Origin of the sequence: Desulforhopalus sp. (assembly GCA_030247675.1) — a bacterium.
In the GTDB taxonomy this organism is placed as follows: domain Bacteria; phylum Desulfobacterota; class Desulfobulbia; order Desulfobulbales; family Desulfocapsaceae; genus Desulforhopalus_A.
This window is the reverse complement of sequence record JAOTRX010000003.1, coordinates 31,320-44,282: the sequence shown is the minus strand read 5'-3', so window position 1 is coordinate 44,282 and position 12,963 is coordinate 31,320. Positions and strand designations below refer to the sequence as shown.

8 protein-coding genes are annotated in these 12,963 nt (G+C 54.0%); 6 read left to right on the top strand and 2 right to left on the bottom strand.

From position 1 onward, the window contains the following. Positions 1–42: 42 nt before the first annotated feature. Together OEL83_07500 and OEL83_07495 are read right to left on the bottom strand one after the other, a co-directional pair. Positions 43–1,188, bottom strand: coding sequence for an acyl-CoA dehydrogenase (locus OEL83_07500; GenBank protein ID MDK9706883.1), 1,146 nt, complete (start codon positions 1,186–1,188; stop codon positions 43–45). A 185-nt stretch (positions 1,189–1,373) separates the two neighbouring features. After that, the gene (locus OEL83_07495) at positions 1,374–3,143 is read right to left on the bottom strand and encodes an AMP-binding protein (GenBank protein MDK9706882.1); all 1,770 of its coding nucleotides are present in this window, start codon (positions 3,141–3,143) and stop codon (positions 1,374–1,376) included. A 570-nt stretch (positions 3,144–3,713) separates the two neighbouring features. Between OEL83_07495 and OEL83_07490 the strand changes: the two genes are divergently transcribed. From OEL83_07490 to rlmKL, 6 genes are all read left to right on the top strand, one after another. Further along, positions 3,714–4,004, top strand: a complete 291-nt coding sequence (locus tag OEL83_07490; protein ID MDK9706881.1) for a hypothetical protein — start codon at positions 3,714–3,716, stop codon at positions 4,002–4,004. A 2-nt stretch (positions 4,005–4,006) separates the two neighbouring features. After that, positions 4,007–5,641, top strand: coding sequence for a sodium:solute symporter (locus tag OEL83_07485; GenBank protein MDK9706880.1), 1,635 nt, complete (start codon positions 4,007–4,009; stop codon positions 5,639–5,641). A 202-nt stretch (positions 5,642–5,843) separates the two neighbouring features. After that, entirely contained in the window at positions 5,844–6,404 is a 561-nt protein-coding gene (locus tag OEL83_07480; protein MDK9706879.1) for a hypothetical protein, read from the top strand. Between the two features lie 270 nt (positions 6,405–6,674). Next, entirely contained in the window at positions 6,675–9,014 is a 2,340-nt protein-coding gene (locus OEL83_07475) for a DUF294 nucleotidyltransferase-like domain-containing protein (GenBank protein MDK9706878.1), read from the top strand. Positions 9,015–9,235: 221 nt separating this feature from the next. Next, positions 9,236–10,402 carry an HD domain-containing protein gene (locus OEL83_07470; protein ID MDK9706877.1) on the top strand — a complete coding sequence of 389 codons (1,167 nt, stop codon included), beginning with the start codon at positions 9,236–9,238 and terminating at the stop codon, positions 10,400–10,402. Between the two features lie 251 nt (positions 10,403–10,653). Next, on the top strand, positions 10,654–12,852 hold the full coding sequence (gene rlmKL, locus OEL83_07465) for a bifunctional 23S rRNA (guanine(2069)-N(7))-methyltransferase RlmK/23S rRNA (guanine(2445)-N(2))-methyltransferase RlmL (protein MDK9706876.1): 2,199 nt from the start codon (positions 10,654–10,656) through the stop codon (positions 12,850–12,852). Positions 12,853–12,963: the final 111 nt, after the last annotated feature.

The window sequence follows — 12,963 nt, the reverse complement described above, 5'->3', positions numbered from 1 at the left end:
AGACAGAATCCTGCCCGTGCAGACCAGCCTCCTGGCCTTTTGCTACCTGGTGAGCGCCGTGCCGATAACCAGCCGCTGGATCTCGCTGGTACCCTCATAAATTTCGGTGATCTTGGCGTCGCGCATCATCCTCTCCACTGGGAATTCACGGGTATAGCCATAGCCGCCGAGGATCTGTACGGCCTGGGTGGTCACCCGCATCGCCGTCTCGCTGGCGTAGAGCTTGGCCATAGCCGCCTCAGAGGAATAGGACAGGCCATTGCTGGCCCGGTAGGCGGCCCGGTATACCAGCAGCCGTGCGGCTTCGACGGCGGTGGCCATGTCGGCGAGCTGGAACTGCACCCCCTGGAATCTCGAGATCGGCGAGTCGAACTGTTTGCGCTCCTTGGCGTAATTGACCGCCGCCTCCAGTGCCCCCTGGGCAATACCCAGGGCCTGGGAGGCGATACCGATACGGCCGCCGTCGAGGGTCTTCATCGCCACTTTAAAGCCGCTGCCCTCGGGGCCAAGGAGGTTGGCGGCGGGGACCCGGCAGTCGGTGAACACCAGTTCCATGGTTGGTGAGGAGCGGATGCCCATCTTGGCTTCCTTTTTGCCGAAGGTGAAGCCCGGCGTCCCCTTCTCGACAATAAAGGCGCTCATGCCGTGGTGCTTCTGGGCCTCTTTATCGGTGCGGCCAAGGACGATATAGGTGTCGGCCTCACCGGCATTGGTGATAAAGATCTTGGTGCCGTTCAGCACCCAGCTGTCACCGTCGCGCCGGGCCGTGGTCTTGGTGCCGCCGGCGTCTGATCCGGCGGAGGGCTCGGTCAGGCCGAGGGCCCCCATCTTCTCGCCCTGGGCCATCGGGGTAAGGAACTGCTGTTTCTGCGCCTCGCTGCCGAAGAGGTAGATGGGATTGGCGCCAAGGGAAAGATGAGCGGAAAGGGTGACCCCGGTCGAGGCGCAAACCCGCGACAGTTCCTCGACGGCGATGGCGTAGCTGATATAGTCGGCCCCCGCCCCGCCGTATTGCTCGGGAAAGACGATGCCGGTAAGGCCCAGTTCGGCCAGCCGGTCGAACATCAGGGCGCGGTCGAAACGCTCTTCCTCGTCACGGATTCGGGCGGTGGGGGCAAGCTCTGTCTCGGCGAAGCTGCGCACCATATCACGGATCAGGTTCTGTTCTTCTGTTAATTCAAAGTTCATGGTGGTCAGGCTCCTTGGGGCTATGCCATAGTGATCGCCTGCGTTCTCGCCGACATCAATGCGGACGGACCTTGTCGTGTATGGCGTTTTTTCGGCCGGCAAAACTCCGGTGAAAGCTGTCAGGCGGGAAGCAAATGGCGGGAAAAGGGGGAGGACGGTTGTCGTTCCTCCCCCGGTGAAATGGATTATTTATTTTTTTTCGAGCTCAGCTCCGGGAAATCCTTGTAGAAGAATTCCGTTTCCAATGCCTTGCCGCCCTGATTGATCCTGTCGGTTTCCACCTCGCGCAGCTGGACCCTGCGGATCTTGCCGGAGATGGTTTTCGGCAGGTCGGGAATGAACTCGATGATCCTCGGCATCTTGAATTTGGCGAGGATCTTCATGCTGTGCTGGAAGAGCTCAAGGGCCAGCTCGCGGGATGGCTGGTAGCCATCTTTGAGGATCAGGTAGGCCTTGACCAGCTGATGCCGTTCCGGATCGGGCACACCGACAACCGCTGCCTCGCGCACGGACGGATGCTCGATCATGGCGCTCTCCACCTCGAAGGGGCCGACGCGGAAGTCAGAGGATTTGATGACGTCATCGGCACGGCCGACAAACCACCAGTAGCCATCGGCGTCAAAGGAGGCCCGGTCGCCGGTGTAGTAATAGCCGTTGATGAACACACCGGCCATTTTCTCCGGGTTGCCGATGTATTCGGTGAACAGGCCGATGCTCCGCCAGTTGGTGAGACGAACGGCAATGTGGCCCGGTTCATCCGGCTTGGAGATCTCTTTGCCTTCATCGTCGAGGAGGACCACATCGTACATGTAGGACGGATACCCGAAGGAGCCGCTGCGCATCTTGCCCTTCATCCACGGCGGATTGCCGATCATGGCGGTGGATTCGGTCTGGCCGTAGAAATCGCGGATCTCGGTGCCGGTGAGTTTCTTCCACTGGGAGATGACCTCGGGATTGAGCGGTTCGCCGGCGCCGATTGACTGGCGGAGCGAGGACAGGTCGTACTTGCTGATATCCATACCGATGAACATCCGCCAGGCGGTCGGTGGGGCGCAGAATATCGAAACCTTGTGGGCCGAAAGCGCCTCAAGATAGGCAACGCCGTCGAGGGCCTTGAAGTTGAAACCGGTGGCGGTGGCGCCGACGTTTAAGGGACCGAAGAAGCTGCTCCACGCCCATTTTGCCCAGCCGGGGGCGCTCAGGTTGTGATGGATGTCCGTCGGGCGGATGCCGGTGAGCACCGAGGTGGACAGGTGACCTACCGGGTAGGAGGTGGCGGTATGGCCGACCCGTTTCGGCAGTCCGGTGGTGCCGGAGGTGAAGAAGCAGAACAGCAGATCGCTGGATTTGGTCTTGGCGGCGGCGGCCTCGGTCTTCTCATCATTGAGTTCAGTGTAGCTCTTCCAGCCGGGCTTGTTGCCGATGACGATCTTGATTTTCGGCTTCACGCCGGTGGTTTTGATCGCCTCGTCCATCAGGTCGGTGAAGACCTCGGCGGCAACGATGCAGTCGGGGGGGTAGGTCTCAAAGCGGAATTCGAGCTCGCGCATGGTCATCGAGGTGGCGGTCGGTACGGCGACTATGCCGCCCTTGACACAAGCATAGCTGGCAAACCAGGTCTCTGGGATGATCGGCAGCATCATATACATATTGCCACCCTTGTCGACACCGGCATTGCGCAGGGCATTCAGGCACTGGCTGCCTTTGGCGGCGAATTCCTTATAGGTAAAGCTCTTGGCTTCCTTGGTATGGATATCGGTCCAGATCAGGGCCTTCTTGTCCCCACGCTCCTTGACATGCAAACCTTCGAAGATCTCTTCCGCCCAGTTGAAGTGATCCGGGAGCTTCATGAAGTTGAGTTTATTAAAAAAGGACTTGGCGGCCGCCTCCTTCTGGTCATTATCATCCATCATGTTAAGGTCCATAACTTCTTTGTATAGATTTTCCATACCCATTAAAGACTCCTTACCTTTGAATTGAAAATGAATAGCCAGGGAGTTGCCCCTGCTCACTCTCCCTCGCCCAGAGCTTCACAACTGAGCGCTCGATCGGTTCCTGAAAAAGAACTGAAATATATTGGGTTGCATTTGTCAAAGAGTTTTTTCAGGGATCACCCGGCTAAAAGGTACCTCTGTCCCTGCAAAACCAAACAGCCTACCTTCCAGATGCACCTTGCATTTGGCAATCACCATGCTTTTAAGAATCTCGGAGAAAGTGACTCCCTCTCGCTTTCATCTCGAATAAGACTGAGTTGGGCAGCCTGCCCAGGCAAACAAAACATATGTCCTGGCGGTATAGAGTTGCGTTGAGCAGCTGGTCTGCTCAAACGAGACTTATACCCTCAAGGTAAAAAAAAGGTTTTGACAAAAAAATAATCATGGATTAATCAAATTACGTTGATTGAGCGCTCGTTCATGTTATCTGGTAATGCCTCTGACCCAAGCCTTTCCCCCCTCAAAATAAGGCCCAGGGAGTGGTTTGGGTACAGACCCCATCTCACCTTTGACAACAAGGATAGCACATTTATGAAAGACGAACTGTATAGAAAGGAAATATGGATTACCATTATTTTTAGTGCTCTGCTGCTGCTCGCTGGTCATTTTGCTTCCGTGTTCGTATTGTTTCCGTCGCTCAAGGGTGGCACGATGTGGGGATTTCCTGTTGAATATATCGTCCCTATCCTCATGGGCTGGTTCGGTTTGATGGTCGTCTGCATCGTCATGGCAATCGTTTGCAACAAATTTGACGATGACATGGAAGCATACGCCAAAACACAGGGCCAGACAGTCATGTCCGACAAGACAGGGGGGAAATAATCATGAACAATGAATTTGCCATTACTAATATCTGGGTAGGCGTGGCCGTTGTTGTTATTCTCTTTGCCATCTGCTACGGCATCGGCTGGTGGGCGGGAAGGATGACCACCAGTGAAGAAGATTTCTACGCCGCTGGCTTTAAAATCGGCCCGGTCACCAACGGACTTTCCATGGCCGCCACCTGGGCCAGCCTCGCCACCTTCCTCGGCGTCATCGCCCTCATCTCGAAGATGCAGGTACCCTTTGTTTATCTCTGGATTCAATGGGCTATCTCCATCCCGCTGCTGACTCTGCTGTACGGCACGAGTCTCAGGCGGATGAAGGCCTTCACCCCGGCAACCTTCATCAAGGCCCGCTACGGTAAGGGTGCCACCTTGACCATCGTCCTGTGGATGATCCTGATTATGGTCATGTACGCCCTCGGCCAGATGATCGGCCTCGGCCAGGCCTTTGAAATGCTCTTCGGTATTCCGTATAACATCGGCCTGATCGTTGCCGGTGTCGCAACCGTCGGCTACGTTACCTTGGGCGGCATGTACGGCGCCTCCTACAACGCCGCTTTCCAGATGGTCATTATGACTATTGCCATGATCGTCCCAATGGGAGCGATCATGAAGAGCATGGGTTCCTCCGGCTGGTGGTTCCCACCCCTTGCCTACGGCGACATGGTGCCGGCGATGCTCAAGGTATTGCCGACATTTTTCGACATGAAATACGATTTCCGCTGGTACTTTGCCCTGATTCCCGCATTTACCCTCGGACCCGTCGCCCTGCCGCATCTGGCCATGCGCGTCTTCACCTCTTCCAGCGTTAAAAATGCCCGCTGGGCGGTTGTGTGGTTTGTTCTCTTTCTTGGTCTGCTTTTCGCCGGTACCTATACCAGTGGCTTTGCCGGCAACTATTTTGTCGCCACAACCGGCAAGACCATCGCCAAGGCCGACCAGACCCTGCTTATTCTTAACGTCTTTTATAACCCGATGTGGGTTGCCGCTTTCGTTATGGGCGGCGCGCTCGCTGCCGGTCTGTCCACGGTCGGCGGCAATCTCATGGCCATTTCCGGGCTGGTCGGCAACGACCTGCTGGGCATACTTGCGCCGAAGATGGAAGCCAAATCACGTATTCGCTGGGGCTTCGCCGCTCTTGCCATGGGTGGCGTCATCGCCGTCCTCCTCGCCTTCAACCCGCCGAAATTTTTGGTTACCAGTATTCTCTGGGCCTTTGGCCTTCTCGCTTCCACGGCCACACCCGGCATCCTTCTCGGTGTATGGTGGAAGGAGGCCAATAAGCTTGCACTCATCATCTCCGCTAATATCAGCGGCTTGATCTTTATCATCATTTCGCCGCATGTCTTCCCGAGCATCGTTGTCGGCAAGGGCGCCGTAGCCGCCCTCGGCATGTCCGGCGGCTTGGTAACGGTGCCCCTTTCGTTTACCCTTTTTATCTTCCTGTCCCTGATCTTCAACCGGATTCCCGCTCTGTCAGGCTGGGCACCGAGCCTTGACGACAAGAAGGTTATCGATCGTATCCACGGCTGGGGTGATTATGATGAGAATCGCTACAACGGCATCATCTGGCCTTCAGTTCTCGCCGTCATCTGCATTTTTATCAGCATTTGGGGACTTCAACCCTGGAGTTAAATGCGTTTAGCAACTTGTCTGCTCAAACGAAACATATGCCTTTTGGTATAAGCGGGTAAAGGCTTAGTGGTCAGCAAAGGGGAGATGGAAAATTCCACCTCCCCTTTTTTTTGGAAATTGTTTATGTTTGGTACCTTTTGCTCCCCCAATAACCTGACTGTCGACAGAGTCCGCTCCTGCTTCAATCATCCGGAGGTAATCTATGGAATACTTTCAACATATGCTCCGCATCCTGCGCTTTGAAGAGGGAGTGTATCGCGAAGTTATCGTCCGCAACAAGCTCTCCCTTGTCTACACGGCCATTAATGTGGCGCTGTTTGGTGCCATCTATGGCTTCAGTGCCATGTATTTCACCCGCTACATCGCCGGAGCCGATGACGGTGACCCTCTATCCCTGCATATCCGGATTACCCTGGTGTTAATGGGAATTTCCGTGTCCTTTCTCGTCCATGGAGGAATGGCCCTGTTCGCCTGGGTTTTTTGCCGAGGCTTCGGTGGCTCCACCCTGTTTCTCCCAATCTATCTGGCTCTCGGCATGGCCTGGATTTCATTCTGGCCTCTCGCCCCAGCCCTTGCAGCATTCCAGGTAAAAATTACCGGAGAGCTGTTTCTCCCCATCCTCTGCGCCGCCTCAGCCCTTGCCTTGACCATTGTTTTTCATGCCTTGAAATCGGCATCAGGACTGTCTACTTTCCGGATGCTCTTGGTCCTTGTGGTAATTATCGTCTATATAAGCAGTTTCATGTACTTGTGGGTGGGGTAGGAGCAATCTCACACCTCAAAGCGGTTGAGGACTCCAGCATTGCCATGGGTTTGCACCATGAATCGTTAGACATGCCTTCCTGGGCAATCCCTTGGCGATAACTGAAAATTTTCCCAAAGCATGGCCAAATCGACACGAGATATTATCCTGACTGCAAAGGATGCAATTCAGACATCCCAAAAAATATGGTAAACTTTTCTACCGGTAGATGACTGTTTCGCTCTGACAGTGAATTCTTTTCCCTGCCCGTTCATTTCTCTGGGTATCACCATGGATGACCATTTCTTTGATCTCTTCGCGCGCATTCCGGCCTTTTCAGTCCTTCCGGAAGAAGAGCAAGTGCGTGTGGCAAAGACCTCCGGAAAACGAACATTTGGTAAAAACGAGATCCTTTTTGTCCGGGGTCAATCGGTTTTAGATGACATCTTTATCCTCGAAGAAGGGGCGATTGAACTCTTTTCTGAACAACCGGGACAAAACAGCCTATGCACCAGACTGCACGAGGGTGAGATTTTCGGCGGCGTGACACTTCTCATGAATGCAGGTATCAGCATAACAACCGCCAAAGCGGTTGTTGATTCAAAATGCTCTACCATTGCCAAGGACGTCTTTACCGATCTTTGTGCTACCTACCCGGATTTTAAATTTTATTTTATTGAGGCCTTCGATCGGTTGTTGGTTGACAGATCCCATACCGGCAATTTCTTGTCCAATCGCGCCATCCATTTCCTGTCCGGCATCGCTCCGTTTTCTTTCCTGGCAGAGGCGGAAATAGAAAAAATAGCCTCGGAATTGACTGTGGTTTCGCAGCCCGGCAATACAAAGGTCTTTGCCCAGGGACTGTCAAAGATTGAAGCTCTGTATATTATTCACCAGGGATCAGCTGAGCGGTTCTTCGAAGAAGCCGATCACAAAATCAACGGGGCGATGATGAGCGAGGGCGATGTCTTTGGCGGCATATCAATGCTGATCAATCACTCCATCTCTATCCGTTCTCTTCGAACCTGTGAAGACACCATTTTTTATGTCTGGCCCAAAGCCAGCTTCCTCGACACTTGCAAGAGAAACGCCCAGTTTCTCGAATTCTTCACCGATACTTTCGGCAAACGGATGCTTGACCGATCCTATGCCGCAATTGTCGCCAAAGTCATCCAGCCGGGCGAGGAAACGCTGCAATTTCTTAATCAACCGATCAGCTACCTCCCTCAAAAGCAGATAATCTCCTGCAGGACAACGACAACCATTCAATCGGCGGCGCAATTGATGACTGCCCACGATTGCAGCAGCATACTCGTGCGCTCACCCGAGGAGCGTTTCGTCGGTATCGTCACCGACAATGACCTGCGGAAAAAAGTGGTTGCCAAAGGACTTGGCATTGATACGCCATTGGAAAAGATCATGTCTTCTCCGCTGCGAACCATCTCGTCGGAGGCCCTGGTATTTGAGGCCCTGCTCACTATGATGCAGGAAAATATCAAATACCTGGGAATCGCCAACTCTGACGACACGGTGATCGGCATTATTACCAGCAAGGACCTCCTCTCCGCCCAGGGGCAATCACCGCTGTTTCTTATTGGTGAAATTGCGACCGCCGGGTCGATACAGGAGTTGCACCAACACTACCTCCAACTTCCCGCAGTAATTCAGACACTCATCGCCGGCGGGGCCAAGGCCAAAAACCTCAACCGATTGATCACCACCATATCCGATGCCATCCTGCAAAAGATCATTGCCCTGGCCCTCAAAGAACATGGCCCACCGCCTTGTCCTTTTGCTTTTATGGTTATGGGCAGTGAAGGGCGAAAAGAACAGACCCTGAAAACCGATCAGGATAATGCAATTATCTACGAAGATGTCCCGGAAACGGAGGCGGCATCGATTCACGCCTATTTTCTCGCCCTGGGAAAAACCATATGCAGCGCGCTTGATGAAGTCGGCTATAGTTTCTGTAAAGGCGATATCATGGCCCAAAATCCCAAATGGTGCCAGCCTCTCTCGGTATGGAAGGACCACTTTCGTTCCTGGATACGCTTCGCATCTCCGGAGGATCTCCTCAATTCCACAATATTTTTTGATTTTCGCTGCGCGCACGGACATGCCCCTCTCGTTACCGAGTTGCGCAGGTATCTCATGGAAACGCTCGTTGAATGGCCGCTGTTTCTCAGCCATTTGGCTGTTAATGCACAACATTTCAAGCCGCCCCTGGGTTTCTTTCGAAATTTTCTGGTTGAGTCAAAGGGGCAACACAGAGACACCTTCGATATCAAAAAAGTCATGGTGCCGATTGTTGATTTCGCGAGGGTCTATGCCCTTAAATATGACTTGGCGGAGACCAACACCCATGAGCGGCTCCAGCGCTTGTTTGCACGGAAATTTCTTTCCGACGAAACCTATCATGAAATGGAACAGGCCTACAGCTTCTTGATGCAGCTGCGTTTCGCCAGGCAGCTCAATGCCTTGATGACGGAGAAATCGGCCCCCGACAACCACATTAACCCCAAAAAACTGACGCGGATCGAACAGACTATGCTCAAGGAAATCTTCGCGCGAATCGACAGCATGCAAAAGGAAATCATCATCAGGATTGGAGACCAGCGGGACTACGAATAAGATAATGGGGGGGGCAACAGAAGGTTTCAGGAACATGGCTTGACAGGCACAAGCTAAGGTCATCCGCTTTGAATACCGGCATTCCCTACCCGGCCAGCCGCAGAATACATGCAAACAGTACGAACAGGTGGCCCCCCGGCGGCAAATGTGCTATTCTCAAGTAGTATTCCTAAGATACAGGAACCATACCCAATGGCGCATAGCGCGGGCATGAGGATGTCATGAGCAACGGACAAGACAGATATTTTAAAATATTCGCCCAGGTCAGCAAGGCCATTCACTCTGGGGAGAGAAGTCCGGAAATTCTTCATAGTATTGTCACACATATTAAGGAGATATTGCTGGCCAAAGGCTGCATCTACTGGATTGTCGATTATAATAAAAAGGCTATCGTCACCAGATATTCCCATGGTTTCCCCTATCGAAGTCTCGACGAGATGGACTTTGAAACCTTGACTGGCCTCTTTGACAAGAGCCAAGGTCCGTTATGCTTTATTGAAGACGCCAGATATGACCCCCGTATCCCCGATCGGGAACGGCTGGGAAAACGTCGTGTGGGGTCCATCTCCGGAATTTTCTTCGATATCGCCGGTTCACTGCAGGGTATTCTCGCGGTTTATTTCCATGACCGCCGAGAACTGAGCGAAGACGAACTTGAGTTGGTTTCCGCACTTGGCGAACAGGGCGCAATTGCTCTGCAAAAGGCTATCAGCTTCGATGCGAAGATGATAGACAGCATGGGCAAAATGGTGGAAGGTCTCGTCTTGGCTCTTGAAGCAAAAGATGAACAAACCCACGGCCATTCGGTACGGGTGGCCAGTCTTGCCAGACTGGTTGCAGAGGAGATGGGACTCAATGACAACGAGGTTGAAACCATCTATCGTGGTGGCCTGCTTCATGATATCGGCAAAATCGGCATGGAGGACACTATCCTCCAACGCCTGGGCATTCTTTCGAATAAAGAGATGGACATAGTGCGCAGACATCCTGAGATCGGTGCAAAGATCACCAGACCGCTCAACTTTCTCAATGAGGTGGAACCTCTCATTCTCCATCACCATGAGCGTTATGACGGGAGCGGCTATCCGGATGGGCTGAGAGGTCGAGACATTCCTTTTGGAGCCCGGATCTTGACAGTCTGTGATGCCTTTGAGACAATGCTGGCCGGCAGACGAAATCTCGCCGGAATGTCTCTTGAGGATGCCGCCCACAATCTATCACGCGAAGGCGGCCGCCACTTCGACCCTCAGATAATCAAGGCCCTTTTTTCTGGTCTCATCAGGCGCCCGGAAGTTCTCGGACTGAGCGATTCGGCCAGGAAAAGCCTTGAAAATCACCGGGAGCAGATCCGCTTTACCGCCAATTTCAACCAGGCTTCCTTTTTTTAAGACCTCGACAACTGTCGGCGGAATTCTCATTTTGCCGCAAAGGCATATGTTTCATTTGAGTAGAATGACTGCTCAACTCAGCTCTATACCGCAAGGGCATACGTTTCGTTTGAGCGAACAAATTGCTCAACTCAGCTTAAACGACAACAAACGAAAGAGATTTGAATTTCACAACCTGGGCGGCATCACAGGCGACGAGTTCGAAGAAAAGCCATCTATCAGGTAAAAATGATGTTAAAAGAGAGCACGTTTTGAAGACAGAAACACCTGCAAAATACCAAATCGTCGCCGGCTGTGCGGCAGGACTGGAACAGCTCGTTGGTGAAGAGGCCCGCGCCTTCGGTGGCCAGGATGTGACCAGCGACGTCGGGGTGGTGCGCTGGCGGGGAGGCCTCGAATCGGCGTATCGCTGTTGTCTGTGGTCGCGCTTTGCCTCCAGGGTCTTCCTCCAGCTGTGGCAATTTCCGGTCAGCGATGAAGAATCACTCTATAAGGCCGCATTGGCTGCCACTTGGGGAGACCATCTTACCGAGAATACCACCTTTGCCATAAGTTGCACCCTGTCCGGGCAATCGGCCATAACCCACAGCCGGTTTGCCGCACTCAAGTTAAAAGACGGCCTCGTTGATCATTTTCGCGACAAAACCGGCGTTCGGCCCTCGGTGAAAACCGACCGCCCCGGGGTGCAGATCCATCTGCATATAGACAATAATCTTGCCACGGTCTCCCTTGATCTGTCCGGAGAGAGCCTGCACCGCCGCGGCTATCGCGATACCTCGGGCAAGGCCCCCCTGAAGGAGACCCTGGGAGCGGCTATTGTCGCCCTCAGCGGCTGGATGGAGAATCCCAAGACCCTCATCGATCCGATGTGCGGGGCAGGCACCCTGCTCATTGAAGCAGCCCTGATGTTTGGCGACTCGGCACCGGGTCTGTCGCGAGGATATTATGGCTTTAAGGGCTGGCTACGCCATGACGAGAGGCTGTGGACCGCGCTGGTCGACGAGGCCCTTGCCCGGGAGGCGGCAGGCGAAGACAAAGAATGGCCGGCCATGGCTGGTTATGACTGTGATCCCGCGGTGGTCCGGGCAGCGCAGAGAAATGTCGAACGGGCAGGCCTTGAAAGATATATCACCATAAAACATGGCGAGATGGCCGGCCTTCCGCGAGCGGAGGAGGAGAATGGCCTGCTGCTCAGCAACCTGCCCTATGGCGAGCGGCTATCGGAGCCGGAACTGGTGAGCCAGTTGTACCGGGGTTACGGGCGGATCCTTCGCCAGCGCTTTGCCGGCTGGCGGGCCGGGGTCTTTATTGCCAACCCGGAACTCACCGACAGTTTTGGCCTTGCCTGGGAATTTAAACACCGCTTGTACAATGGCTCAATTCCCTGCCGATTGCTGATCGGCGGTATTGCCGGGGAAGATCCGGCCTTTTGCTGGCAACTCCAGCCCCCGGCTGCTGAGGGCGATGGCGATGAATTTGCCAACAGGTTGCGCAAGAATCTCAGGCAGATGCTGCGCTGGGCGGAGAAAGAGGGGGTATCCTGCTTTCGGGTTTATGACCGCGACCTGCCGGAATACAATCTCAGCATCGATCTCTACGGGAAATGGGTACATATCCAGGAATGGGCGCCACCGAAAACCATTGATCCCCAGCTTGCGGCGACACGCTTCAAGACTGCAGTCATCGCCGTAAAACAGATCCTCGGCACCAGGTCCGACCGGGTGTTTCTGAAGACCCGCGAGCGCCAGAAAGGCCGCAACCAGTACGAAAAAAAGGGCAACAGCCGTAAGATGTACGAGGTGAAAGAAGGTGAATGTTCTTTCCTCGTCAACTTCACCGACTATCTCGACACCGGACTCTTCCTCGATCACCGGCCGATTCGGGCGAAGATCTTCGCCGCCGCCAAGGGCAAACGCTTCCTCAATCTCTTTGGCTACACCGGCACGGCGACGGTGCAGGCGGCCCTCGGCGGGGCATCGAGCACCATGACCGTCGATCTCTCCGCCACCTACCTGCAATGGGCACGGATGAATCTTGCCCTAAACGGCCTCGGCGAGGTGCGCAACAAGGTTGAAAAGGCCGATGGCCTGGAGTGGCTAGCGGCCTGTACGGCAAACTACGACCTCATCTTCATCGATCCGCCGACCTTTTCCAACACCAAGAAAGAGCGGCGGGTTTTTGACGTCCAGGAAGATCATGCCCGCATGCTCGATCTGGCGATGTCCCGCCTGGAAAGCGGCGGCTTGTTGATTTTTTCCACCAACTTCCGGAGGTTCCAACTCGACAGGGGGCTGTTCGAACGGTACGCCATAACCGATATTTCCCGGCAATCCCTGCCCTTTGATTTTTCACGGAACCAGAAGATCCATAGCTGCTGGGAGTTTCGCCATCAAGTAAAGAGCACCGCCCCACCGGACAATGTCTGGACAAACCGTGGCAAGGACCGATGAAATGGAGCAATATCCAGCCAGGTAAAATTGCCCATATTGCATTCCCGCTCCCAAAGTATTTCCAATGGCATCGGGTTCGTGATAGTATTGTTGCAAGAAACAAGAGGGCGG

Bases quoted from the DNA above. Each gene is read 5' to 3' on its own strand.
- OEL83_07500 (MDK9706883.1), bottom strand. From the start codon at position 1,188: ATGAACTTTGAATTAACAGAAGAACAGAACCTGATCCGTGATATGGTG.
- OEL83_07495 (MDK9706882.1), bottom strand. From the start codon at position 3,143: ATGGGTATGGAAAATCTATACAAAGAAGTTATGGACCTTAACATGATG.
- OEL83_07490 (MDK9706881.1), top strand. From the start codon at position 3,714: ATGAAAGACGAACTGTATAGAAAGGAAATATGGATTACCATTATTTTT.
- OEL83_07485 (MDK9706880.1), top strand. From the start codon at position 4,007: ATGAACAATGAATTTGCCATTACTAATATCTGGGTAGGCGTGGCCGTT.
- OEL83_07480 (MDK9706879.1), top strand. From the start codon at position 5,844: ATGGAATACTTTCAACATATGCTCCGCATCCTGCGCTTTGAAGAGGGA.
- OEL83_07475 (MDK9706878.1), top strand. From the start codon at position 6,675: ATGGATGACCATTTCTTTGATCTCTTCGCGCGCATTCCGGCCTTTTCA.
- OEL83_07470 (MDK9706877.1), top strand. From the start codon at position 9,236: ATGAGCAACGGACAAGACAGATATTTTAAAATATTCGCCCAGGTCAGC.